The organism is Streptomyces sp. NPDC090442, from assembly GCF_044769405.1.
Taxonomy (GTDB): Bacteria; Actinomycetota; Actinomycetes; order Streptomycetales; family Streptomycetaceae; genus Streptomyces.
Window position 1 is genome coordinate 45,082 of sequence record NZ_JBIVXW010000035.1, and the last position, 22,197, is coordinate 67,278.

The following is a 22,197-nucleotide window of genomic DNA, read 5'->3' on the forward strand; positions in this document are numbered from 1 at the left end:
AATTACGTAACTACGTAATCTGAGGGAGTGGATCTGGAACAGCGGGTGGCCGAGTTGGAGCGCCGCCTGGCCGCGCTGGAGGAGGCGGTCGGGGCGACCGACGCCGAGCCCGCCGCGCCACCGGCCACGCCCAAGCGGGATCCGGGCGACGCGCTGTGGGCCCTGAACGGCTTCAAGGAGCAACTCGCCGGCCTGGGCGCCGTCAACGGGGGCGTGATGTTCACCGGCGCCGTGCGGACCCCGGCCGGGCTGCGCTACGAGTGGCAGTACGGGCTGCCCACCGACACCGTCATGGACGGCGACTGGGCCGCGTCCGCCGAGGCGTTCGCGGCGCTCGGCCAGCCGGTGCGCCTGCGGCTGCTGCGCGAGGTGCTCCGCGGCCGCTGCACCGCCGCCGAGCTCACCGAGCTCGACGGCACCGGCACGACCGGCCAGATCTACCACCACCTACGGCAGTTGACCGCTGCCGGCTGGCTGCGCACGACCACCCGCGGCCGGTACGAGGTACCGGTCGAGCGGGTCGTCCCGCTGCTGGTGATGCTCATTGCCGCCGGGCGCTCCGACGCCCGGCCCACCTAGGGGAGGCCCACTTGTCCGAGAACGACAGCCGTTTGCTCTGGTCCGCCGCCGCGGCGTTCGCCGTGCTGGGCGCCGCGGTGCTCGCCTACGCGGTGCAGCTCTACCTGGCCGACGACACGATCTACGTGGACGCGCTCTCCCGCTTCGCCGGCGCGACCTGGGGCCTGTCGCTGACCGTCGGCGCCGTCGCGTGGCAGGGCCGCCGCCTCAGCAGCGGCTGACCGCCTCCGGCCTCCTTGACGGCCCTCCAACGGGCGGGGGAGGAAACCCCTTTGAGGCGGCGGGCGGCACCGCGACGGCGGCCGGGCGAACCGGTCCGTTGTCGGTGGTGCCGCCTAGGCTGGCCGCATGTCTCCCGCCGCCCGCACCCCGCGCCCCCGCCGGTACGACCCGGCCAGGACCCGCGCCGCCGTCACCGCCCAATACGCCGAGGTCCGGCGGGTGGTGGGCGCGCTCACGCCCGAGCAGCTCGCGGCGCCCACCCGGCTCGGCGACTGGACGGTGCGGGAGCTGGCCGCCCATGTGTCCGTGGCGGTCGGCGCCGTGGTGCGCGCCCTGCGGCTGCCGGCCCCGCCCGAGCCGGAGGTGACCGTCCTGGCCTGGCCGTCCGCGACCGCGCAGTACGCCACCGGCGTCGACGAGCACGTCCGCGAACTCGCGGCCGGGCACGACCCGGTGGAGCTGCTGGAGCGCACCGCCGAGGAGTTCGCCCAGGTGGTGCCCGGCGAGCCGGACGACCGGGTCGTCCCGTGCCGCCCCGGCGCGATGCTGCTCGGCGACTTTCTGGTCACCCGCTGCGTCGAACTCGTCGTCCACACCGACGATCTGGCCGACGCCCTCGGCACGGAGATCCCCTTCGACCGGCAGGCGCTGGCGGCCACCACCCGGCTGTTGGCCGACGGGCTGGCCGCCAAGGCGCCCGGCGGCTCGGTCGAGGTCCGGGTGCCGCCGTTCGCCGTCGTGCAGTGCGTCGAGGGCCCCCGGCACACCCGCGGCACCCCGCCCAACGTCGTCGAGACCGACCCGCTGACCTGGATACGGCTGGCCACCGGCCGCGCCGACTGGGCCGCGGCGCTGGACGCGGCGAAGGTCAGCGCCAGCGGCGAACGGGCCGATATCAGCGGCCTGTTGCCCGTGATGAGCTGAGTTGGGCGGGCCGGTCCCGGCGCCGCGGCTCACTGCGGCGGATACGGCAGCAGGGTCCGGTCCACCGCCTCCCAGGACGCCCGCAGCCGGGCCAGCAACTCCCGTTCGTGCCCGGCCCGGTCGGCCTGCTCCCGGGGGTCGGCGGTGACGTGGAAGAGCTGGTCCCGGCCGCCCGTGCCGCGGTAGTACTTCCAGTCGCCGCGGCGCAGCGCCCGTTCGCCGCGCACCCGCCAGAACAGGTCCCGCTCGGCGAGGCGTTCCCCGCGCAGCAGATAGCCCGCCAGGCTCGTCCCGTCCAGGGGATGGGCGCGGTCCGGGCGGGCGCCCCCGAGCTCCAGCAGGGTGGCTGTCCAGTCGGGCGTGCACACCGGCTCGTGGCTGACCTGTCCGCCGTCGATCCGGGCCGGCCAGCGCACCAGCGTCGGCACCCGGATGCCGCCCTCCTGGAGCGACGCCTTCTCCCCGGACAGCGGCCAGTTGTACGACCAGCGCTCCCCGCCGTTGTCGCTGGCGAAGAAGACGAGGGTGTCCTCCTCCTGGCCCGAGCGCCGGAGCGCGGCCAGCACCCGACCGATCGAGCGGTCCAGGTCCTCGACCATCGCGCGATACGTCGCGAGCGAACCGCCGTCCTCGTGGAACAGCGCCTTCCGGTCGCCCGCCCTGATCCGGCGGACGATCTCGGCGCTCCCCTCGGTGTCGCCCTCCGCGATCCACGGCCAGTGCGGCGTCGTGTAGTTGAGGTTCAGCAGCCAGGGCCGGCCGCCCCGCCCGGCCGTGGTGACGTGGTCCACCGCCCGCTCGGTGAGGATCCGGGTGTAGTAGCGCAGGTCCCGGTAGGTGGCGTCGCCCTCGTACAGGTCGTACTCCCCGGCCAGCCCCAGCTTCGAGTAATACTCCAGCGCGCCGCCGAAGTTGCCGAAGAAGGTGTCCCAACCGGACCTGGTGGGGCTGTAGTCCGGCAGATAGCCGCAGTGCCACTTGCCGATCAGCGCGGTGGTGTAGCCGGCGTCCCGCAGCAGCGAGGCGAGCGTGGGGTGACCGGGGTCCAGCCCCACGCCGCGGTCCGCGATCGGCTCGGCCAGGCCGCCCTTCGTACGGCCCGGGTAGCGACCGGTGTAGAGCGAGAAGCGGGTGGGCGAGCAGGTCGCGGACCCCGCGTACCCCTGGGTGAAGCGGACGCCCTGTCGGGCCAGCCGGTCCAGGTGGGGCGTGCGGATGCCGGCCGCCCCGTAGCAGGAGAGGTCCGCCCACCCCAGGTCGTCGCCCAGGACGAACAGGACGTTGGGGCGCCGTGAGCGCCGGCCGGGGGCGGCCCGGAACGGTCGTTCGCCGTTCTGCGGTGGCGCGGCAGCGGCGGCGGGCGCGCCCGCGAGCGCGCCCAGTCCGCCCACGGCGGTCGCGGCGCCGACGCCGGCCAGCCCGCCGAAGGCGCGTCGGGAGAGACCCGGCGCCGGGTGGTCGGGGGAGCGGTCGGCAGGGGACGGAAGGGCGGGATCGACGGAGGACATCGGTCGGCTCTCCTGGGAGTCGTCGGGGCCGTACGGGCACGCGCCGCGCTCCCCCGGGGACGGCGGGGAGGCGGGCGGTCAGCGGGACGTCGCGCATCTCACACCGTCGTGGCGCACGGACAACACGGGAAAACTGCCGCAAACAGCCAGAAAAGACCCTGCCTCGGCAGCGGCGAGGAACGCGAAAGTGCAGCTCAGAAGCGGTGGCGCGGTCTCAGCAGCGGCGCGCGACCACCGTCGTCAGCCGCGGCGACAGCCGGCGCTGGCCACCCGACCGAGGTCGACGTGGCGGCGCCGGACGAGGCGCGGCGCGCGGCGGGGCACCCGGTGACGCACCAGGCGCGCCAAGGGCTGCGGGGTCTGCATGGGCAGGAATCCTGGCCGTGTGGCCGTGAGCACGTCAACCATCCGCAACGTCCCGTTCATGCATCCCTCCAGGCCGCCGACCATCCCCGGTTCGGATGAATGCGCGACCTGCCCTAGACTCTGGGGCGTGCCACGTGGTGACGGACGACTCAACCACGACCTGCTCCCCGGGGAGAAGGGCCCGCAAGACGCCTGTGGCGTCTTCGGTGTCTGGGCTCCGGGTGAAGAGGTCGCCAAACTCACCTACTTCGGGCTGTACGCGCTGCAGCACCGTGGACAGGAGTCCGCGGGCATCGCGGTGAGCAACGGCTCCCAGATCCTCGTCTTCAAGGACATGGGCCTGGTGTCCCAGGTCTTCGACGAGACTTCCCTCAGTTCCCTCCAGGGCCACATCGCCGTGGGCCACGCCCGCTACTCCACCACCGGTGCCTCGGTGTGGGAGAACGCCCAGCCGACGTTCCGCGCCACCGCGCACGGATCGATCGCGCTCGGCCACAACGGCAATCTGGTCAACACCGTCGAGCTGGCCGAGATGGTCGCCGCGCTGCCCCGCGACGGTGGCCGGGCGACCCAGGTCGCGGCCACCAACGACACCGACCTGGTGACCGCCCTGCTGGCCGGCCAGGTCGACGACGACGGCAAGCCGCTGACCGTCGAGGAGGCCGCACCGCGCGTCCTCCCGCACGTCAAGGGCGCCTTCTCGCTCTGCTTCATGGACGAGCACACGCTCTACGCCGCCCGCGACCCGCAGGGCATCCGCCCGCTGGTGCTCGGCCGCCTCGAACGCGGCTGGGTGGTGGCCTCCGAAACGGCCGCCCTGGACATCGTCGGTGCCAGCTTCATCCGCGAGATCGAGCCCGGCGAGATGATCGCCGTCGACGAGAACGGCCTGCGCAGCTCGCGCTTCGCCGAGGCCCGCCCCAAGGGCTGCGTCTTCGAGTACGTCTACCTCGCCCGCCCCGACACCGACATCGCCGGGCGGAACGTCTACCTCTCCCGGGTGGAGATGGGCCGCAAGCTGGCCGCCGAGGCGCCCGCCGACGCGGACCTGGTGATAGCGACCCCGGAGTCCGGCACCCCGGCCGCCGTCGGGTACGCCGAGGCCAGCGGCATCCCCTACGGCTCCGGCCTGGTCAAGAACTCCTACGTCGGCCGGACCTTCATCCAGCCCTCGCAGACCATCCGTCAGCTCGGCATCCGCCTCAAGCTCAACCCGCTCAAGGAAGTCATCCGCGGCAAGCGCCTGGTGGTCGTCGACGACTCGATCGTCCGCGGCAACACCCAGCGGGCCCTGGTCCGGATGCTGCGCGAGGCCGGCGCCGCCGAGGTCCACATCCGGATCTCGTCCCCGCCGATCAAGTGGCCGTGCTTCTTCGGCATCGACTTCGCCACCCGCGCGGAGCTGATCGCCAACGGGCTGAGCGTCGAGGAGATCGGCAAGTCGCTGGGCGCCGATTCGCTGGCGTACATCTCCATCGACGGCATGATCGAGGCGACCGCGATCGACAAGTCGAAGCTGTGCCACGCCTGTTTCGACGGCGAGTACCCGATGGAGCTGCCGGACCCGGAGCTGCTGGGCAAGCACCTCCTGGAGTCCGAGACCAAGGCCCCGGGCTCGTCCGACGTGGACGGTGTCCGCACGCTCACTGCCGGGGTCGGCGGCGCCGACGCGCTGCGTCGCCCGTAGAGCTCGTACCCACCCAAACGAAAGTTCTCAGCCATGTCCGCTGAATCAACCGGTGCCAGCTACGCGAGCGCGGGCGTCGACATCGAGGCCGGCGACCGTGCCGTGGACCTCATGAAGAAGTGGGTCGCCAAGGCCACCCGCCCCGAGGTCGTCGGCGGGCTGGGCGGCTTCGCCGGCCTCTTCGACGCCTCCGCGCTCAAGCGCTACGAGCGTCCGCTGCTGGCCTCGGCCACCGACGGCGTCGGCACCAAGGTCGACGTCGCCCGCAAGATGGGCGTCTACGACACCATCGGCCACGACCTGGTCGCCATGGTCGTCGACGACCTGGTCGTCTGTGGCGCCGAGCCGCTGTTCATGACGGACTACATCTGCGTCGGCAAGGTTCACCCGGAGCGGGTGGCCGCGATCGTCAAGGGCATCGCCGAGGGCTGCGTGCTGGCCGGCTGCGCGCTGGTGGGCGGCGAGACCGCCGAGCACCCGGGCCTGCTGGGCGCGGACGAGTTCGACGTCGCCGGCGCCGGCACGGGCGTGGTCGAGGCCGACCGGGTCCTGGGCGCCGAGCGCATCCGTAAGGGCGACGTGGTGATCTCCATGGCGTCCTCCGGACTTCACTCGAACGGGTACTCCCTGGTCCGCCACGTCCTCTTCGACCGGGCCGGCCTCTCCCTGGACCAGGAGGTTCCGGAGCTCGGCCGCACCCTCGGCGAGGAGCTGCTGGAGCCCACCAAGATCTACTCGCTGGACTGCCTGGCCCTGACCCGCACCACCGAGGTGCACGCCTTCTCGCACATCACCGGCGGCGGCCTCGCCAACAACCTGGCCCGGGTGATTCCGGACGGCCTGCACGCCACGGTGGACCGCGCCGCCTGGGCGCCGGGCGCCGTCTTCGACCTCGTCGGCACCGCCGGCGCGGTCGAGCGCCTGGAGCTGGAGAAGACCCTGAACATGGGTGTCGGCATGATCGCCGTGGTCCCCCAGGAGTCCGCGGACGTCGCCCTGACGACCCTCGCCGACCGCGGCGTGGACGCCTGGGTCAGCGGTGAGATCGTCGAGCGTGGCGCTCACGCAGAGGCTGTGACCCTCACCGGTGACTACGCGAGCTGACACCGCAGGCACGCGGGACCGCCGGTCCGGTGGTCCCGCGCGCAGCACAGAACCCGGCCTGGGGGATTCCCCGGACCGGGTCCGTGATGGTGTTATGAGTCCCGTGAGCGCACGACGCGTAAAGGCGCCTGGGTGCTGCTGGACCGGCGGTCAGCAGCGCGATCAGGCGCGACGACGCTGGTTCGAGGAGTGGCCCTCTTCCTCGTCGTCCTCGGTGTTGTACCGTTCTGCGTACCGCGCGTACGGGTCGTCGTCCTCGTCCTCGAACGGCTCTCGGTTCGGAGGCTGCTGGTCCGACTGCGATGCAAGCTCGTCGGCCAGTCGTGAGAGATCCGTCCCACCGCTGCTGTACTTCAGCTGGCGGGCGACCTTTGTCTGCTTGGCCTTGGCCCGGCCGCGCCCCATGGGTCGACCCCCTCAGTGACGGGGCTCATTGGCCCCAGAGTCTTGACACGCGTTCATGATTCAGAGCGGGCTCTCGACAGAGAGACCGGCCTGTAGGGCTTTAACGGTACCTGCTTCCGCGGCCATACGGTACGTCGCCCGCATCACCCACCGCTCGGTACGACCGGCACGGCGCCCCGTCCATGCTGGTCAACTGCGATTTTAACCTGTCCTGTACGGCGACCCGCCGACGGGTGGTGAGAGATGTCTCCCCCGACCCCCGCGACGGGCCGCACAAGGGTGTGTTTCTGGCCACTTGGGCCCGGTCGGGTCAGGTGCGACGTCCCTCCGCCATCCGCGCCTCGGCGATCCGGTCGGCCGCCGCGGCCGGCGGGATGCCGTCCGCCTTCGCACGAGCGAATATCGACAGCGTGGTGTCGAAGATCTTCGCGGCCTTCGCCTTGCACCGGTCGAAGTCGAAGCCGTGGAGCTCGTCGGCGACCTGGATGACCCCGCCGGCGTTCACGACGTAGTCGGGGGCGTAGAGGATGTCTCGGTCCGAGAGGTCCTTCTCCACGCCGGGGTGGGCGAGTTGGTTGTTGGCGGCGCCGCAGACCACCTTCGCGGTGAGCACGGGCACCGTCTCGTCGCTGAGCGCACCGCCGAGCGCGCAGGGGGCGTAGATGTCGAGGCCCTCGGTGCGGATCAGCGCGGCGGTGTCGGCGACGGCGGTCACCCGGGGGTGGCGGTCGAGGATCCGGTCCACCGCCCCGGCACGGACGTCGGTGACCACGACCTCGGCGCCGTCCTTGAGCAGGTGCTCGACGAGGTGGTGTCCCACCTTGCCGACGCCGGCGATGCCGACCTTCCGGTCGCGCAGCGTGGGGTCGCCCCACAGGTGCTGCGCCGAGGCCCGCATGCCCTGGAAGACGCCGTAGGCGGTCAGCACCGAGGAGTCGCCGGCGCCGCCGTTCTCCGGCGAGCGGCCGGTGGTCCACTTGTTGGCCCGGGCGACCACGTCCATGTCGGCGACGTAGGTGCCGACATCGCAGGCGGTCACGTAGCGGCCCCCGAGGGACGCCACGAACCGGCCGTAGGCGAGCAGCAGTTCGTCGGTCTTGACCAGTTCGGGGTCGCCGATGATCACCGCCTTGCCGCCGCCGTGGTCGAGCCCGGCCAGGGCGTTCTTGTACGACATGCCGCGCGAGAGGTTCAGCGCGTCCAGCAGGGCCTCCTCTTCGGAGGCGTAGGCGTGGAAACGGGTGCCGCCGAGGGCGGGGCCCAGGGCGGTGTTGTGGACGGCGATCACGGCCTTCAGGCCGCTGGCGCGGTCCTGGCAGAGGACGACTTGCTCGTGGCCGCCCTGCTCCGTGCGGAACAGGGTCTGCAACGCGCCACCGGGGGCAGCGGGGGGAGGCGTCCCCGGCTCGAACGGGGCGGAGAACTCGGGGGAGGCGGCAGGACGTACGTCGGTCACTGTGGTGACTCCCATAGTCACGAAGGACGCCCTCCTATGGGTGGGGAGGGCCGGTTGGGACGAGCGTAAGACCTGGAGGGCGGGTTGATCGGCCAGGTACGGAGGATCACCCTCTCCCGGGGGACGGGCGTGGGACGATCTGCCGTATCCGGACCGGGCGGAGGCCGGCAACTCCGGCCGGCGGGCTTTCCTTTGGAGGAGCGGGCGTGGCCTTGGCGTCGTCGGTACGGGTCCCGTATGTGGCGTATCTACGGGTCTACGAACCGCTGGCAGCGTTCCCCGAGCCGGAGCGCTCCTACTGGGCGCGTTACGCCAAGCGCGACGCCACCCCCACGGCCGTGGACGAGCAGCGCCGGGCGCTGGCCGATCTGTTGCCGACCCCGCCGGTGCCGGTCCCGGTCCACGAGAGCGGGGACGCGTTCGTCGCCGTCGTGGACGACGTCACCTGCGTCTGCCCCTGGCGGACCCGGCTGCGCGGCTGGCAGGCGCTGGCCTCCCTGGAGGAGCTGCTGCCGGCGTCCGTACTGGACGCCGCGCTGCCCCCGGTGGTGCGCCGGCAGGCGACCACCGACTACGAGCGGTGGCGCGAGCGCAATCCGGACGCCCGGCCCTGGATCCGGGCGTCCACCTGGCACATCCCGGTGCGCTGGTTCGTCCTCTTCGACGACGACGAGCGGGAGTACGCGAAGGGTGAGCCGGTCCCCGCGCTGCGCTACCGGACGCCGATGGTGCAGGCGCGCCGACGGGTCGCGCGCGGACTGCGTACGCTTCGGGATGCCCTGGAAGAGGGACCGTTGATCGACGGCCTGGTAGATGTGGGGCGCTGGCTTGAGGAGTTCCACCCGCGCTCGCTCGTGGAGCTGGACTACGGAGGGCTGGTGCACGCGGTGCCCGAGGGGCGGCTCGCCGAGGACCGTTCCGTCGCGGAGGTGGCGGAGGGACTGGCGGCGCTGCGCGAGGGGGACGGCGAGCGGGCCGGTGCCGCGTACGAGAGGCTCTCGCAGCGGTGGCGTGCGGTGCGCGAACGTCAGTTCTCCAGCTGAACGCCGGTGGGCCGGCGCCCAGTTGCCGGGTGCGGCGCCGCAGCTGACGGGACGTACGGGACGTAGGTCCTGATCCGGGCTATTGCCCCAAGCGTGACCTAAAGCACTGACTTCGGGTCTTGCTCCCAAGGTGCACCCTCGTGTCAAAATAGGACAAGGAGCCTGACTTGGGCTCCTTCCGTCCAACTAAGGGCGGATAGATCGGTATTGCGCTCCTTGAGGGGTCTCATGGCGGCTGGTCATGTTGTGACTGATCGTCACGGGGGTGTGACTGTCCGCTATGGCACGGTCCATCGGCATCCGCCAAGGTTGAACACCTGAGAGGGCAATTCCATCGGTTTGGCCGACGTGGCTGGACAGATGGTGTAGTTGTAGTGCCGAGGACAAGCCGTTCGTCCTATAACCGACTCGGCCCGCGTCCGCCATTTCGGGCAACGTGGGTCAAGGTGCAGAATTTAGAGGAAAGAACCGTGATGGTTCGGTTCTCCCGAGGAGGCCGCTCATGACCGCTCGCACCCCTGACGCCGAGCCGCTGCTTACCCCCGCCGAGGTCGCCACGATGTTCCGCGTGGACCCGAAGACGGTGACCCGCTGGGCCAAGGCAGGCAAGCTCACGTCCATCCGCACGCTCGGAGGGCACCGGCGTTACCGCGAGGCTGAGGTCCGCGCACTGCTCGCGGGTATCCCGCAGCAGCGCAGCGAGTCCTGAATAACCGCATAACCAGGCTGTTTTCGGGCCCCCCAACCCGGAAGCGCCCTTTCGTACCACCTGCTCCACCACAGCTCCATACGACGCGGTGCCTGCCCCAACAGGCCCACACCCACTTCACTTGGGTACGTCATCGATCGCGCTGGACTCCGCCGGGTCCGGCGCGATCTCTTTTTGTGTGCGGCCGTTCGCCGGCCGCTCGCGGCGCTTGGGTCGCCCCGGCGCCGGCCGACGCCCAAAGGCGCGTGACGCCCCCTCCAAGGGTCCTGATGGGGTCCATCAGACCAGACCTGGCGGTCTTGTTTCGGGGCGCTCAAGAGGTAGTGCAATTGCACATATTAAATTGACCCGTTGTAGACGGGTAGTAAGTTCCCCATCCCGCGAAACTTGTTCGGTGACTCCCGTCACATCCCGGAGTTCTTGAAGGGTGAACGGCGCTGAGGTATAGCGCCTTTCCACCGTTCCCTTCTCAACAGCCTTCCACCGCACGACCGGTGGCGCAGCCGCCCTTGGTCACCGGGCGGCGGGACTTTCGTCCTCCGTCGACGGCTCACAGGCGGCCGGGGAGGGCTCCGGGGCGGTCGAGGGCGCCGGAGGCCCGGAACGGGCGCCGTGCGGCTCCATGGCGAGCCGCAGCAGTTGATGGCACACGGGGCACTGCCGGGTCCGGTGGCGGTAGCCGTAGCGCAGCGCCGCCGACAGATGGGCCCGCAACAGCGCCCTGGTCTCGTGCCGTACCGCGGTCGTCATCACACGCCACCTCCCGGCCCCACGCCCTGCCTCAGTGAGTACCCGCGGCAGGTGCTGTCGTCAAGACGGCCGAAGGGTCCGGTCCGCGTCGACCGGGGTCTTCGGGGCACCGCGCCCGCGGCCCGGCCACCGGGAACGCGACGGCCCGCACCGGGGAGCACCCGGTACGGGCCGAACACCACAACGGCCCGCACCGGTGAACGGTGCGGGCCGTGACATGCGGTCCTGACGGGATTTGAACCCGCGGCCTCCACCTTGACAGGGTGGCGAGCACTCCAAACTGCTCCACAGGACCTTGCTTTTCGCTTTCCGCTTGCGGCGGGCTGCGAAGCAAGACTGTACAGCAGGTCAGGGGGTGCGGTCGAACTCGGTCCCGGCCGTCGTCCCGCGGTGCGGTCCGGGCTACGGAACCGCGGCGTCCACCGCCTTCATGATCCGCTTGTCGGAGACCGGGTACGCGGTCCCCAGGGCGTGCGCGAAGTAGCTCACCCGGAGCTCCTCGATCATCCAGCGGATCTCCCGGGCCGCGGCCGGCACCGGGCGCCCCTGGGGGAACTGCTCCAGGAGCCAGGCGTATTCGTCCTGCATCTCCTTCACCTTCGCCATCCGGCTGCGGTCCCGTTCGGCGTTGGTGGGCAGTTGGGTCAGCCGGCGGTCGGCGGCGACCAGGTAGCGCATCAGGTCCGGCAGCCGCTTGGCGCCGTGCGCGGTCACGAAGCCCGGTTTGATCAGCGCCGCCAACTGCTCCTTGACGTCGGTCAGCGACGGCAGCAGCGAGGGGAACGCGGTCGCCTTCAGCCGGCGCTCGCACGCCTGCCAGGCGGCCAGCACCTCCTGGACCTGCTGGATGGTCTTCAGCGTCGCGTCGACCAGATCGGTCCGGACCGCGTCGAACAGCTTGCGGAACGCCTCCTCGTCCCAGGCCGGGCCGCCCCGGGCCGCGATCAGCCGGTCCGCGGCGGCGGTCACGCAGTCGTCGAAGAGCGCCGCGATGGAGCCGTGCGGATTGCGGGAGAGGGCCAGCTTCTGCTGGTTGCTCAGCTTGTCCTGGGCGAACTTGGCGGGGTTGGTGGGGATGTTGAGCAGGATGAGGCGGCGGGTGCCGGCCCACATGGCGGCCAGCTGCTCGGCCTCGGTGTCGAACAGCCGCACCGCGACGCTGCTGCCCTCGTCGACCAGCGCCGGGTACGCCTTCACCGGCTGGCCGGCGCGGCGGGTCTCGAAGGTGCGCGGGAGCGTGCCGATCGTCCAGGACGTCAGGCCGGTGCGCTGCTCCGGGCCGGCCGGCGCGGCCTCGCCCCCGCCGCCCCTGCGGTCCTTGCCGGGCCGCTTCTCGGCCTGCTCGAAGGCCCGGGAGATGGCGGCCCGGGTCTTGGGCTTCAACTGGAGCCGCAGCGCCTCCAGATCCTTGGCCTCGGCCAGCTTGCGGCGCCGCTCGTCGACCACCCGGAAGGTGATCTTCAGGTGGTCGGGGACCTTGTCGAGGTCGAAGTCGGCGGCGTCCACCGGGACCCCCACCATCCGCTGGAGCCCGGCGGCCAGCGCCGACGGCAGGGCCCCCTGGAGCGGGACGGTGGAGTCCAGGAAACGGGCGGCGAAGTTCGGTGCCGGGACGTAGTTGCGGCGGATCGGCTTGGGCAGCGAACGGATCAGCTCGGTCACCAACTGCTCGCGCAGGCCCGGGATCTGCCAGTCGAAGCCCTCGGCGGAGACCTGGTTGAGCACCTGGAGCGGGATGTGGACGGTCACGCCGTCCGCGTCCGCGCCCGGCTCGAACTGGTAGGTGACCTTGAACTTCAGCTTCCCCTGCCGCCACGAGTCCGGGTAGTCGTCCTTGGTGACGGCCTCGGCGGACTCGTTGATGAGCATCGAGTGCTCGAAGTTGAGCAGGTCCGGCTCGTCGTGGCGCCGCTTCTTCCACCAGGAGTCGAAGTGCGCCCCGGAGACCACGTCCGCCGGGATCCGCTGGTCGTAGAAGTCGAAGAGGGTCTCGTCGTCGACGAGGATGTCGCGGCGTCGGGCGCGGTGCTCCAACTCCTCGACCTCGCCGAGGAGTTTGCGGTTGTCATGGAAGAACTGGTGGTGGGTGCGCCAGTCGCCCTCCACCAGGGCGTGTCGGATGAACAGCTCGCGCGAGACCTCGGCGTCGATCCGCCCGTAGTTGACCTTGCGCTGGGCGACGATCGGGACGCCGTAGAGGGTGACCCGCTCGTAGGCCATCACCGCGGCCATCTTCTGTTCCCAGTGCGGCTCGCTGTAGTTCCGCTTCACCAGGTGTCCGGCGAGCGGCTCGATCCACTCCGGCTCGATCCGGGCGTTCACCCGCGCCCACAGCCGGGAGGTCTCCACCAGCTCGGCGGACATCACCCAGCGCGGCGGCTTCTTGAAGAGCGCGGAGCCGGGGAAGACCGCGAACTTGGCGCTGCGGGCGCCCAGGTACTCGTTCTTGGCGTCCGCGTCCTTGAGTCCGATGTGCGAAAGCAAACCGGAGAGCAACGATGTGTGGATGTGCTCGGGCGCCGCGTCGGTGTCGTTGAGGTGGACGCCCATGCTCTTGGCGACCGTCCGCAGCTGCGAGTAGATGTCCTGCCACTCGCGTATCCGCAGGTAGTTCAGGAACTCCCCGCGGCACATCCGGCGGAACGCGGACGAGGACAGCGCCTTCTGCTGCTCGCGCACGTAACTCCAGAGGTTGAGGAACGCCAGGAAGTCCGACGTCTCGTCCTTGAAGCGGGCGTGCTGCTGGTCGGCCTGCTGCTGCTTGTCCGACGGGCGCTCGCGCGGGTCCTGGATGGACAGCGCGGCCGCGATCACCATGACCTCGCGGACGCAGCCGTTGCGGTCCGCCTCCAGCACCATCCGGGCCAGTCGCGGGTCCACCGGCAGTTGGGAGAGCTTGCGGCCGAGCGGGGTCAGCCGCTTGCGGGCGTCCTTCTGGGCGGTGTCCAGCGCGCCCAGCTCGCGCAGCAGGTCGACGCCGTCCTTGATGTTGCGGCGGTCCGGCGGGTCGATGAACGGGAACTTCTCGATGTCGCCGAGGCCGGCCGCGGTCATCTGGAGGATGACGGAGGCGAGGTTGGTCCGCAGGATCTCCGCGTCGGTGAACTCCGGCCGGGAGAGGAAGTCCTCCTCCGAGTACAGCCGGACGCAGATGCCGTCGCTGGTGCGGCCGCAGCGGCCCTTGCGCTGGTTGGCGCTGGCCTGCGAGACCGGCTCGATGGGCAGCCGCTGCACCTTCGTGCGGAAGCTGTAGCGGGAGATCCGCGCCATGCCCGGGTCGATCACGTACTTGATGCCGGGGACGGTCAGCGAGGTCTCGGCCACGTTGGTGGCCAGGACGATCCGCCGACCCGTATGACGCTGGAAGACCCGGTGCTGCTCGGCGTGCGACAGCCGCGCGTACAGCGGCAGCACCTCGGTGGCGACGAGGTTCTTCTTGTTGAGCGCGTCCGCGGTGTCGCGGATCTCCCGCTCGCCGGAGAGGAAGACCAGGATGTCGCCGGGGCCCTCGGCGCGGAGCTCGTCCACCGCGTCGCAGATCGCGGTGATCTGGTCGCGGTCGGGGTCCGCGCCGCCCTCCTCCAACAGCGGCCGGTAGCGCACCTCGACCGGGTAGGTGCGCCCGGAGACCTCGACGATCGGGGCGGTCGACTTCTCGTCGTCCGCCGTCGCGTCCACGGTGGCGAAGCGGCCGAAGTGCCGGGCGAACCGCTCGGGGTCGATCGTCGCGGAGGTGATGACGACCTTCAGGTCCGGGCGCTTGGGCAGCAACTGGGCGAGATAGCCCAGGATGAAGTCGATGTTGAGGCTGCGCTCGTGCGCCTCGTCGATGATGAGCGTGTCGTACTGGCGCAGCTCCCGGTCCGTCTGGATCTCGGCGAGCAGGATGCCGTCCGTCATCAGCTTGACGAGGGTGTCGTCGCCGACCTGGTCGGTGAACCGGACCTTCCAGCCGACCGCCTCGCCCAGCGGCGTCCGCAGCTCCTCGGCCACCCGCTCGGCGACCGTACGGGCCGCGATCCGCCGCGGCTGGGTGTGCCCGATCAGCCCCCGGACGCCGCGCCCCAGTTCCAGGCAGATCTTGGGGATCTGGGTGGTCTTGCCGGAGCCGGTCTCGCCCGCGACGATCACCACCTGGTGGTCGCGGATGGCCGCCAGGATCTCGTCCTTCTTCTGGCTGACCGGGAGTTCTTCGGGATAGCTCACCCGCGGCATCGCGGCGCGGCGCTGCGCCACCCGCAGCTCCGCCTCGTCGATGCCGGCGGCGATCTCGGCGAGCACCTCCGCCCGGGCCTCGGGCTTACGGATCCGGCGCGCGCCGTCGAGTCGGCGCCCCAACCGCTGCTGATCGCGCAGCATCAGCTCGGGAAGGCGCTTCAGCAGGGAGGGCAGCGCGGGCGCGGCGCTCTCGGACGGGGCGGGGGCAGGCTGACTGGACATACGTCCCCCAGGATCTCACCTCGCGGAAAAGACTGGCGAACCATTTCACGGCGGCACCCGGGCCGGTGACGCCCCACGGGCCGGCCGGGCGGCACCTGACCCCCGGGCGGTATGTCCGACATCATTGATTTAGCGTGGTTCCCATGGATGATCATGAACATGAAGGCGAGAACGCCCCGCACGGTGCGCACGCCCCGCACGGTGCGCACGGCCGGGCCCGGACCGCGGCGGAGCACTGGGCGGCCTTCAAGAACTCCCCGTTCCTCCCGGCGGTCGTCCTGACGGTCATCCTCGCCGCCGCGGCCGGCCTCTTCGCCGGCTCGTACACCTACGCCATGGCCAACCCGACGCCCCGGCACATCCCCACCGCCGTGGTCGCCGGCCCCGCCGCCCCGGAGCAGCGGGCCTTCGTCGTCGAACTGGAGAAGGCCCTCAACGCCTCACTCCAGCTGACCGAGTACGCCACCTACCCCGAGGCCCGGAACGCCGTCGAGGAGCAGCGCGAGTACGCGGTGCTGCGCGCCAGCGGCCGCGGGGTGGAGCTGGACGTGGCCGGCGCCTCGGGCGCCTCCGTGGCCCAACTCCTGTCCGAGGCCGCCGCCAAGGTCGGCCCGGCCACCGGCGTGCCCGTCACCGTCCGGGACGTCAAGCCGCTCCAGAAGGGCGATCCGCGCGGCCTGGCCCTCTTCTACGTCTCCCTCGCGGCCGTGATCATCGGCTTCGTCGGCGCCATCCAGCTCAGCGTGCACGCCCGCGGCCTCAACCCGGCCGAGCGGATCACCTTCACCGTCGCCTACGCCCTGCTCGGCGGCTTCGCCATCGTCGCGGTGGCCGACTGGTGGCTGGGCGCGCTCCGCCTGCCGTTCGTCGAGTCCTGGCTGATCCTCGCGCTGACGATGTTCACGTCCGGGATGGTCTTCACGATGTTCAACACCCTGATGGGCCGCTGGGCGATGATCCCCACCTGGGGCCTGATGGTCCTGCTCGGCAACCCCTCGTCCGGCGGTGCGGTCTCCTGGCCGCTGCTCCCGTCCGTCCTCGGCCTCATCGGCCGTTGGCTGCCGCCGGGCGCCTCGGTCAACGCCCAGCACGCCGCGGTCTACTTCCGCGGCCACCAGCACGCCTTCCCCTTCCTGGTGCTGGCCGGCTGGTCGTTGGTCTCCTGCACGGTCTTCTGGACCTGGCGGCACCGCCACCCGGGCGGCCGCGAACCGGCCCCCGCACCGGCGCACGCCGCCGGCGCCTGAACCACCCCGCGCTTCCGAACCCGACGGAACGCATCGACGGAACGTGCCGGGCACGCCGTCGACGAGCAGCAACGCCGAAGGGGGCCGTCCCCGGAAGAACTCCCGGGGACGGCCCCCTTCGGCGTTGCGGCAAGCCGGCAAGAAGACCCACCAACTCGTTCCTCCCCAAGTTCCCCACAGGGAACAGGGGTTGCGGAACAACGAAGAAGGTCCCGGTTCGAGAATCGAACCGGGACCTTCTCCCAATGGGTGTGGCTGGGGCCGGGGTCGAACCGGCGACCTTCCGCTTTTCAGGCGGACGCTCGTACCAACTGAGCTACCCAGCCGCAGCGGTCCTGACGGGATTTGAACCCGCGGCCTCCACCTTGACAGGGTGGCGAGCACTCCAAACTGCTCCACAGGACCTTGCATTGTGCGAGTGGCGTGAACCAGTCTCGCACACGGTTGGTGCGTGCCCCCAACGGGATTCGAACCCGTGCTACCGCCTTGAAAGGGCGGCGTCCTGGGCCACTAGACGATGAGGGCTGATGGCCCGCCTTGGCGCCGTTACCGGCTCCGTCGGGGACGTGAGAAGCATATGGGATGGGAGGACCGTTCGCCAAAACGGTTTACCCGGGCCCGTCGGAAGGCGTTGCGGACGGGTGGGCGGAGGGGGTGGTGCCGGGTGCCGCGGGCTGGTTCTCGCGGGGCAGGTGGCGGCTGACCTCGGCACGGGTGAGCCCCAGTCCGCCCAGGGTGATCTCGTCCCACGCCTGGAGCCGCTTGGTGGTGCGGTCCAGGTAGAGCACCGACGCCTGGACGGGCGCGGGCTGTGTGTTCTGGACGGCGCGCAGACCGCCGCCGCCCGTGGAGCCCTCGACCATCAGCAGGGTGCCCTGGGGGAGCGTGCTGATCTCGCGGTGGTGGAGGTGGCCGGCCAGCGCCAGGGGGACCAGGCCGTCGGCCTCGGTCACCGCGGTCGGGTTGTGGGCCAGTGCGAGGTCGACCGGGGTGCCGGCCAGCCGCTGGGTGCGCAACGCGTCGGCGAGCTTGCCGCCGGCGGTCCGCTCGGCCGCGTCGCCGGCCGCCGCCACCGAGCGGTCCGGGGTGAACTGCGGGTCGCCGACGCCCGCGATGCGCACCCCGGCGACCTGGGTGACCTGGCCGTCGTCGAGGACCGTGACGTGCCGGCGGGTGGCGAGGTAGCGCTGGGTGGTGCGGGAGTCGTGGTTGCCGCGGACCCAGACGTACGGGGCGCCGAGCGTGGCGACCGGGTCCAGGAAGTGGTTCTCGGCGGCCGAGCCGTGGTCCATGGTGTCGCCGGTGTCGACGATGACGTTGATCCGGTACTGCTGCACCAGCGAGGCGATGATGTGCCAGCTCGCCGGGTTGAGGTGGATGTCGGAGACGTGCAGGACGCGCAGGGTGGTGGGGTCCGGCTGGTAGGCGGGGAGCGTGGAGGCGGTGTCGTACAGCTTGCTGACGTTGGTGACCAGGCGCGCCAACTCCTTCTGGTAGACGTCGAATTCGCTGACGATGTTGCGGGCGGTGCCGACCACGGACGGGGCGGAGGAGAGCAGTCCGGAGAACCGCGGCTCCAGGACGGACTTCGGGTTCCAGGTGGCGTAGGCGGCGGCGCCGGAGGCGGCGAGCAGGGCGAGGGCGAGGCCGCCGGCGGCCAGGGCGCGGCGCGGGCGGCGGTAGACGACCAGGCCCAGCGCGGTCGCGCCGCCGACCACCGCGGCGCAGGAGGCGGCCACCAGGCCGGCGGCGCCGCGCAGCACGTCGTGGGTGACCTGCCTCTGGAGGCCGGCGAACCGCTCGGGGTGGTCGATCAGCGCGGCGGAGCGCGCCGGGTCCAGCCGGTCGACGTCGACGTCGAGCCGGACGGGGGCCCGGTGGCTGTCCAACTCCAGGTCGCCCAGGGGCGGGACGGTGATCCGGGTGCCGCCGGTCAGCGACGGCCGCAGCGCCATGCTGGTGTCCATCGGGCCGACCGGGGCGTCGACGCCTCCGAGGAGCAGCAGCCCCAGCCAGGCGCCGAGCAGGCTGACGACCACCAGGCCGGCGGCCCGGGCGTACGGGCGCGCGGGCGGCGCGAGCGTGGCGCCGGGGCGGGTGCGACGGCGGACGGCGGGCGGTCTCCGCGCCGTGCCGGGCCGCGGGAACGGGCGGCCGGCGCGGCGGGGGCCCGGCAGACGGAGGCGGGGGCGGCCTGGCGGGTCGGGATGCGGGGTCCGGGAGCGCGCGGCGCGGGCCATTGGTCCGGTATGCCCGGCTGCGCCGTCCGTCATGCGGGACGGAGCGCCTCCGGTTGGTGTCCGGGCGCGGACCACCGGCGCGCGGCCGTTGCCGGACAATGGAGGCGTGCTGGAAATGACGCGCGAGGAGTTCGAGGAACTGGTCGCCGAGGCGCTGGACCGGATCCCGCCGGAGCTGACCCGGCTCATGGACAACGTGGCGGTCTTCGTCGAGGACGAGCCCCCGGCCGACGACCCCGAGTTGCTCGGCCTCTACGAGGGGACCCCGCTCACCGACCGCGGCGAGTGGTACGCGGGCGTCCTGCCGGACCGGATCACCGTCTTCCGCGGACCGACCCTGCGGATGTGCGACACGAGGGAAGACGTGGTCGCGGAGACGGAGGTGACGGTCGTGCACGATATACCGACGCACACCACTCGTGTGGGTTAGCGGCGCGGATCAGCCCCAGCCCAGCTCATGGAGCCGCGCGTCCTCGATCCCGAAGTGGTGGGCCACCTCGTGGATCACGGTCACGGTGACCTCGTGCACCACGTCCTCCGGCGTATCGCACATCCGCAGCGTGGGGCCCATGTAGATCGACACTCGGTCGGGCAGAACCGCCGCGTACCACTCGCCACGCTCCGTGAGCGGAGTGCCCACGTACAGGCCCAGGAGTTCCGGGGCCGACGGGTCCGGTTCGTCCTCCACGAACACGGCCACGTTGTCCATGAGCCGGGTCAACTCCGGCGGAATCCGGTCCAGCGCGTCGCTGACCAGACCCTCGAACTCCTCGCGCGTCATCTCCAGCACGTGGCCATTGTCTGGCAACGGTCTGGCTTCTGTCGTCCGTGTGCAGCCCCGCCCGCAGGCCGCAGGCCAGGCGGGCGGGGCCGGATTTCGCGGTCAGTCCTCGTTGGGCGGGATGATGAAGCCCCGCATGGGGCCGGACCGGGGCTTTCCCGGAGGCTCGGGATTGGCCTCCCTGAACTTCGCCACAACGGCAGCCAGGGCGTCAGCGGTGGTGTCCTTACGGCGAGTCGGGTCGGCGCTGTCGTACACGCGCCAGTCGCCGGCCGCGTTCTCCGGGTCTTCCGGAGCGACGACTCCCGTGATGCCGAGCCGCCGGAGCGTGGCGTCCACCAGCCGGGCCTCTTCCGCGTTCATGGCCTCACCCTTCCGCCGTGCGTCCAGGGAGCCTAGTCACCATCACCGCCGTGCGTGGCGCAGTTGCCGGGGTTGATCGGCCCGCACCCTCCCGGCTGCGGCGTGTGGGAACAGTTCGCCGCCACGGCCACCAGGGCTTCGGTCGGGCCGGTCCACAGCTCGTGGTCCACCTGGTGCCCGGCTTCCTCGATCAGCGCCACCGTGCGCGTGAGCGCCTGCGGGTCGTGGCGTTGGGCGTCGGGCCGCTCCGGGTAGTGGTGCACGAAACGCCCCAGGCCCTCGCACAGCTTGGCGTAGGGCCCGGTGTGCAGGATCAGGGCGTGCCAGCCCTCGTCCACCACGTTCGACGGCGTGATCCTCACGGTGGGGAACGTGGCTGCCGTGTGGACGAACTTGAGCGCTTCCGTGCTGATCCGGACCGCCGTAGTCTCGTCCATGCCCGGGTTGTTGTCGCGAACCGTCGCGACGACACCCCCGGACGCGGCAGGGGTGAGTAACGCGCGTACGTCTTGCATGTGCGTGCCTCCTTGTTGTGGTTCACCGATAGCCCGTCCCGGCTGCTGACCTGCCAGGGTTTCCGGCAGCCGGGGCAGGCGTCTGGGTGCTTCGACTGCCCTGGGGTCGAAGCAGGTGCCCTCACCGCCCAGGACGGCACCCCGGTGAAGGGGCGGACCGGGGCCTCAAGCCGAGCCCGTCAGCTCGGACCGGGCACGTCTGCCCGTGCTCGACGGCTTGCCGGTCGGGGGACTTCCGGCCGTCTGCCGCAGGGAGCGGCGGGCCGGCGTATTCGGGTCGACGGGAGTGGCCGGCGGCGTTCACGACGGCTCGCCGTGCCCCCGGCGGTGGTTCCTGATCTCCCGAGCCGCAGCGCAGGCGGAGGCCCAATCGTTCCGCTTCCGGGCCTGGTTGCGCTGGAAGTCCAGAGCAGTGCACACCTTGCAGCCGGGCGCCGGGGTGCCGTCCAACAGCCATGCCTCCAACGGGAGTTCTACGGGCTGTTGGCTGTACCGAATCGGGTTGCTCATGGCTTCTCGCCGTCCCCTCGCGTGTCGGTGCAGGGAGCATCCCGTCGCCCAGCGGCGCGCCGTAGGGGCATTGCTAGGGGCAAGTGGGCTTCCAGTGGGGTTTGTTGATCGATCTAGTGGCATGTGTGGGGGCACTATGGGTTCATGGCCATCGGGGAACTGATCACGGACCTCCGGAAAGCGCGCGGCTGGTCGCAAGGGCGGCTCGCGTCGGCGATCAACGATGCCTTCGGCACGAATCTGGACCGGGAGTACGTCAGCCGCTGGGAGCGTTCCAGGGTGACGCCGGGGTCGTTCTACCTCCGGTGCCTCTCGGCCGTCCTCGACGTGCCCCTAGCCGTGCTGGAGGGTGAAGTGAAGCGACGCAAGTTCCTGTCCGATGCGGCGGCGACCGCCATAGCGCCTCTCGTGGCCTCTGATCTCCTGACCGCAGGGTTCAGCGCCCGACTCGCCGGCGGGCCTTCTGGAGACGACTGGGAAGGCAAACTGGCCACGTACGGAACCGAGTACATGAGCCTCGGCGCCGCCGACATTCAACGGCGGGTCTCCGGCGAACTGGTCGTCGTCCAGCAGCAATTGGACAACCCGCATCTCTGGTCCGTGGCCTCACGCCTCATGACCCTGTACGCCAAAACGTTTCCCGGCGCTGACGGCTCCAAGGCCGTGAGCTGGTACCGCATGGCCGCCAAGGCCGCCGACCAGTCCGGGGACGATCAGGCACGGGTGTGGGTCCGGGGCCGCGCGGCCATCGCACTCGGATACGAGGGAGCCTCCCTCGGTGTGGCCGACGTGCTTGCCGACCAGGCAATGGCCATCAGCGACAAGCCGTCGCTGGGGCTTCTCAACGCCATCATGGGCAAGGCCCACGCGGCGGCGATCCGGGGCGACGACGCGGCAGCCCGGAAGCTGATGGACCAGGGACGACGCGTCTTCGACAAAGCCGCGTCGTACGAACAGACCTCGGACTACGCCGTGCCCTGGTGGCGCATGAACGTCTTCGTCTCACTGTTGGCCGCACGGCTCGGAGACGAGGGCGCAGCGGTAGCGGCGCAGGATGCGGCCCGGCGTGAACTGCCCGCCACGTTGCCCCGGTTCGCGACGCATCTTGAGATGCACCGGGGATTGATGCTCGCCCAGTCAGGAGACAAGGCCGGAGGGGCTGCGTACGCGAGGGGCGCTTTGGATGCCTTGCCGCCCGAAAAGCACTCGCTGACGTTGAGGCTTCTCATGGCGGAGGTAGAGGCGGCCTAGGGGGTCCAGCCCCCTTGCAGTTGCTGCGGGTCCCGGGCTGAAACTCGCGTTAGGGGCCCTTAAGGCCGTTTCTTCAAGAGTCTCATTCGGCATGTTT

At 71.0% G+C, this 22,197-nt stretch carries 21 protein-coding genes and 4 tRNA genes; 10 read left to right on the forward strand and 15 right to left on the reverse strand.

Annotation, left to right across the window (positions count from 1 at the left end; all coding sequences use genetic code 11):
* Positions 1-27: 27 nt before the first annotated feature.
* From ACIQU6_RS24305 to ACIQU6_RS24315, 3 genes are all read left to right on the forward strand, one after another.
* The gene (locus ACIQU6_RS24305; protein WP_403483779.1) at positions 28-579 is read left to right on the forward strand and encodes an ArsR family transcriptional regulator; all 552 of its coding nucleotides are present in this window, start codon (positions 28-30) and stop codon (positions 577-579) included.
* A gap of 11 nt (positions 580-590) precedes the next feature.
* Positions 591-800, forward strand: a complete 210-nt coding sequence (locus tag ACIQU6_RS24310) for a hypothetical protein (protein ID WP_403483780.1) — start codon at positions 591-593, stop codon at positions 798-800.
* Between the two features lie 127 nt (positions 801-927).
* Positions 928-1,725 carry a sterol carrier family protein gene (locus tag ACIQU6_RS24315; RefSeq protein ID WP_403483781.1) on the forward strand — a complete coding sequence of 266 codons (798 nt, stop codon included), beginning with the start codon at positions 928-930 and terminating at the stop codon, positions 1,723-1,725.
* Positions 1,726-1,754: 29 nt separating this feature from the next.
* Here the strand turns inward: ACIQU6_RS24315 and ACIQU6_RS24320 are convergent, their stop codons facing one another.
* Both ACIQU6_RS24320 and ACIQU6_RS24325 read right to left on the reverse strand, forming a co-directional pair.
* Positions 1,755-3,233 (reverse strand): sulfatase, encoded by a 1,479-nt coding sequence (locus ACIQU6_RS24320; protein ID WP_403483782.1) that lies wholly within the window; start codon positions 3,231-3,233, stop codon positions 1,755-1,757.
* A gap of 240 nt (positions 3,234-3,473) precedes the next feature.
* Positions 3,474-3,599, reverse strand: coding sequence for a putative leader peptide (locus ACIQU6_RS24325; protein ID WP_403483783.1), 126 nt, complete (start codon positions 3,597-3,599; stop codon positions 3,474-3,476).
* A 127-nt stretch (positions 3,600-3,726) separates the two neighbouring features.
* Here ACIQU6_RS24325 and purF point away from each other — a divergent pair, with 127 nt between their 5' ends.
* A complete protein-coding gene (gene purF, locus ACIQU6_RS24330) occupies positions 3,727-5,286 on the forward strand; it encodes an amidophosphoribosyltransferase (RefSeq protein WP_403483784.1) in 1,560 nt (519 codons plus the stop codon).
* Positions 5,287-5,319: 33 nt separating this feature from the next.
* Positions 5,320-6,390 (forward strand): phosphoribosylformylglycinamidine cyclo-ligase, encoded by a 1,071-nt coding sequence (gene purM, locus ACIQU6_RS24335; protein WP_403483785.1) that lies wholly within the window; start codon positions 5,320-5,322, stop codon positions 6,388-6,390.
* A gap of 162 nt (positions 6,391-6,552) precedes the next feature.
* Here purM and ACIQU6_RS24340 read toward each other — a convergent pair whose 3' ends face one another.
* Together ACIQU6_RS24340 and ACIQU6_RS24345 are read right to left on the reverse strand one after the other, a co-directional pair.
* Complete coding sequence (locus ACIQU6_RS24340) at positions 6,553-6,795, reverse strand: DUF3073 domain-containing protein (protein ID WP_403483786.1); 243 nt, start codon at positions 6,793-6,795, stop codon at positions 6,553-6,555.
* A 310-nt stretch (positions 6,796-7,105) separates the two neighbouring features.
* Positions 7,106-8,266 (reverse strand): Leu/Phe/Val dehydrogenase, encoded by a 1,161-nt coding sequence (locus ACIQU6_RS24345; protein WP_403483822.1) that lies wholly within the window; start codon positions 8,264-8,266, stop codon positions 7,106-7,108.
* A gap of 191 nt (positions 8,267-8,457) precedes the next feature.
* Between ACIQU6_RS24345 and ACIQU6_RS24350 the strand changes: the two genes are divergently transcribed.
* Together ACIQU6_RS24350 and bldC are read left to right on the forward strand one after the other, a co-directional pair.
* The gene (locus ACIQU6_RS24350) at positions 8,458-9,294 is read left to right on the forward strand and encodes a hypothetical protein (RefSeq protein WP_403483787.1); all 837 of its coding nucleotides are present in this window, start codon (positions 8,458-8,460) and stop codon (positions 9,292-9,294) included.
* A gap of 502 nt (positions 9,295-9,796) precedes the next feature.
* On the forward strand, positions 9,797-10,003 hold the full coding sequence (bldC, locus tag ACIQU6_RS24355; RefSeq protein ID WP_003980577.1) for a developmental transcriptional regulator BldC: 207 nt from the start codon (positions 9,797-9,799) through the stop codon (positions 10,001-10,003).
* A gap of 513 nt (positions 10,004-10,516) precedes the next feature.
* On the opposite strand, the gene ACIQU6_RS24360 is transcribed toward bldC, so the two are convergent.
* The 3 genes from ACIQU6_RS24360 to hrpA all read right to left on the reverse strand — a co-directional run bounded on the left by ACIQU6_RS24360 (position 10,517) and on the right by hrpA (position 15,193).
* Positions 10,517-10,753 (reverse strand): DUF6274 family protein, encoded by a 237-nt coding sequence (locus ACIQU6_RS24360; protein ID WP_403483788.1) that lies wholly within the window; start codon positions 10,751-10,753, stop codon positions 10,517-10,519.
* Between the two features lie 220 nt (positions 10,754-10,973).
* Positions 10,974-11,048: transfer RNA gene (locus tag ACIQU6_RS24365), tRNA-Asp, on the reverse strand.
* Positions 11,049-11,155: 107 nt separating this feature from the next.
* Complete coding sequence (gene hrpA, locus ACIQU6_RS24370; RefSeq protein WP_403483789.1) at positions 11,156-15,193, reverse strand: ATP-dependent RNA helicase HrpA; 4,038 nt, start codon at positions 15,191-15,193, stop codon at positions 11,156-11,158.
* Between the two features lie 143 nt (positions 15,194-15,336).
* On the opposite strand from hrpA, the gene ACIQU6_RS24375 reads away from it, so the two are divergent.
* Positions 15,337-16,440: an ABC transporter permease gene (locus ACIQU6_RS24375; protein ID WP_403483790.1), complete on the forward strand. Its 1,104-nt coding sequence runs from the start codon at positions 15,337-15,339 to the stop codon at positions 16,438-16,440.
* Between the two features lie 252 nt (positions 16,441-16,692).
* On the opposite strand, the gene ACIQU6_RS24380 is transcribed toward ACIQU6_RS24375, so the two are convergent.
* The 4 genes from ACIQU6_RS24380 to ACIQU6_RS24395 all read right to left on the reverse strand — a co-directional run bounded on the left by ACIQU6_RS24380 (position 16,693) and on the right by ACIQU6_RS24395 (position 18,680).
* Positions 16,693-16,766, reverse strand: a tRNA-Phe gene (locus ACIQU6_RS24380).
* 4 nt (positions 16,767-16,770) lie between these two features.
* Positions 16,771-16,845: transfer RNA gene (locus ACIQU6_RS24385), tRNA-Asp, on the reverse strand.
* Between the two features lie 47 nt (positions 16,846-16,892).
* Positions 16,893-16,965, reverse strand: a tRNA-Glu gene (locus ACIQU6_RS24390).
* Positions 16,966-17,048: 83 nt separating this feature from the next.
* Positions 17,049-18,680, reverse strand: coding sequence for a metallophosphoesterase (locus tag ACIQU6_RS24395; protein WP_403483791.1), 1,632 nt, complete (start codon positions 18,678-18,680; stop codon positions 17,049-17,051).
* Positions 18,681-18,786: 106 nt separating this feature from the next.
* Between ACIQU6_RS24395 and ACIQU6_RS24400 the strand changes: the two genes are divergently transcribed.
* Positions 18,787-19,110 (forward strand): metallopeptidase family protein, encoded by a 324-nt coding sequence (locus ACIQU6_RS24400; protein ID WP_403483792.1) that lies wholly within the window; start codon positions 18,787-18,789, stop codon positions 19,108-19,110.
* A 9-nt stretch (positions 19,111-19,119) separates the two neighbouring features.
* Here ACIQU6_RS24400 and ACIQU6_RS24405 read toward each other — a convergent pair whose 3' ends face one another.
* From ACIQU6_RS24405 to ACIQU6_RS24420, 4 genes are all read right to left on the reverse strand, one after another.
* A complete protein-coding gene (locus tag ACIQU6_RS24405) occupies positions 19,120-19,470 on the reverse strand; it encodes a metallopeptidase family protein (RefSeq protein ID WP_403483793.1) in 351 nt (116 codons plus the stop codon).
* A gap of 93 nt (positions 19,471-19,563) precedes the next feature.
* Positions 19,564-19,824, reverse strand: coding sequence for a hypothetical protein (locus tag ACIQU6_RS24410; protein ID WP_403483794.1), 261 nt, complete (start codon positions 19,822-19,824; stop codon positions 19,564-19,566).
* A gap of 32 nt (positions 19,825-19,856) precedes the next feature.
* Positions 19,857-20,261: a glycine-rich domain-containing protein gene (locus ACIQU6_RS24415; RefSeq protein WP_403483795.1), complete on the reverse strand. Its 405-nt coding sequence runs from the start codon at positions 20,259-20,261 to the stop codon at positions 19,857-19,859.
* Positions 20,262-20,639: 378 nt separating this feature from the next.
* A complete protein-coding gene (locus ACIQU6_RS24420; protein WP_403483796.1) occupies positions 20,640-20,849 on the reverse strand; it encodes a hypothetical protein in 210 nt (69 codons plus the stop codon).
* Between the two features lie 144 nt (positions 20,850-20,993).
* Here ACIQU6_RS24420 and ACIQU6_RS24425 point away from each other — a divergent pair, with 144 nt between their 5' ends.
* Positions 20,994-22,100, forward strand: a complete 1,107-nt coding sequence (locus ACIQU6_RS24425; protein WP_403483797.1) for a helix-turn-helix domain-containing protein — start codon at positions 20,994-20,996, stop codon at positions 22,098-22,100.
* The last annotated feature ends 97 nt before the right edge of the window (positions 22,101-22,197 follow it).

Excerpts from the sequence above, each read along its gene's own strand:
- ACIQU6_RS24425 (WP_403483797.1), top strand. The coding sequence starts at position 20,994 with ATGGCCATCGGGGAACTGATCACGGACCTCCGGAAAGCGCGCGGCTGG.
- ACIQU6_RS24375 (WP_403483790.1), top strand. The coding sequence starts at position 15,337 with ATGGATGATCATGAACATGAAGGCGAGAACGCCCCGCACGGTGCGCAC.
- ACIQU6_RS24345 (WP_403483822.1), bottom strand. The coding sequence starts at position 8,266 with ATGGGAGTCACCACAGTGACCGACGTACGTCCTGCCGCCTCCCCCGAG.
- ACIQU6_RS24360 (WP_403483788.1), bottom strand. The coding sequence starts at position 10,753 with ATGACGACCGCGGTACGGCACGAGACCAGGGCGCTGTTGCGGGCCCAT.
- ACIQU6_RS24320 (WP_403483782.1), bottom strand. The coding sequence starts at position 3,233 with ATGTCCTCCGTCGATCCCGCCCTTCCGTCCCCTGCCGACCGCTCCCCC.
- ACIQU6_RS24325 (WP_403483783.1), bottom strand. The coding sequence starts at position 3,599 with ATGCAGACCCCGCAGCCCTTGGCGCGCCTGGTGCGTCACCGGGTGCCC.
- ACIQU6_RS24395 (WP_403483791.1), bottom strand. The coding sequence starts at position 18,680 with ATGGCCCGCGCCGCGCGCTCCCGGACCCCGCATCCCGACCCGCCAGGC.
- purM (WP_403483785.1), top strand. The coding sequence starts at position 5,320 with ATGTCCGCTGAATCAACCGGTGCCAGCTACGCGAGCGCGGGCGTCGAC.
- ACIQU6_RS24340 (WP_403483786.1), bottom strand. The coding sequence starts at position 6,795 with ATGGGGCGCGGCCGGGCCAAGGCCAAGCAGACAAAGGTCGCCCGCCAG.
- ACIQU6_RS24420 (WP_403483796.1), bottom strand. The coding sequence starts at position 20,849 with ATGAGCAACCCGATTCGGTACAGCCAACAGCCCGTAGAACTCCCGTTG.
- hrpA (WP_403483789.1), bottom strand. The coding sequence starts at position 15,193 with ATGTCCAGTCAGCCTGCCCCCGCCCCGTCCGAGAGCGCCGCGCCCGCG.
- ACIQU6_RS24410 (WP_403483794.1), bottom strand. The coding sequence starts at position 19,824 with ATGAACGCGGAAGAGGCCCGGCTGGTGGACGCCACGCTCCGGCGGCTC.
- bldC (WP_003980577.1), top strand. The coding sequence starts at position 9,797 with ATGACCGCTCGCACCCCTGACGCCGAGCCGCTGCTTACCCCCGCCGAG.
- ACIQU6_RS24315 (WP_403483781.1), top strand. The coding sequence starts at position 928 with ATGTCTCCCGCCGCCCGCACCCCGCGCCCCCGCCGGTACGACCCGGCC.
- ACIQU6_RS24415 (WP_403483795.1), bottom strand. The coding sequence starts at position 20,261 with ATGGACGAGACTACGGCGGTCCGGATCAGCACGGAAGCGCTCAAGTTC.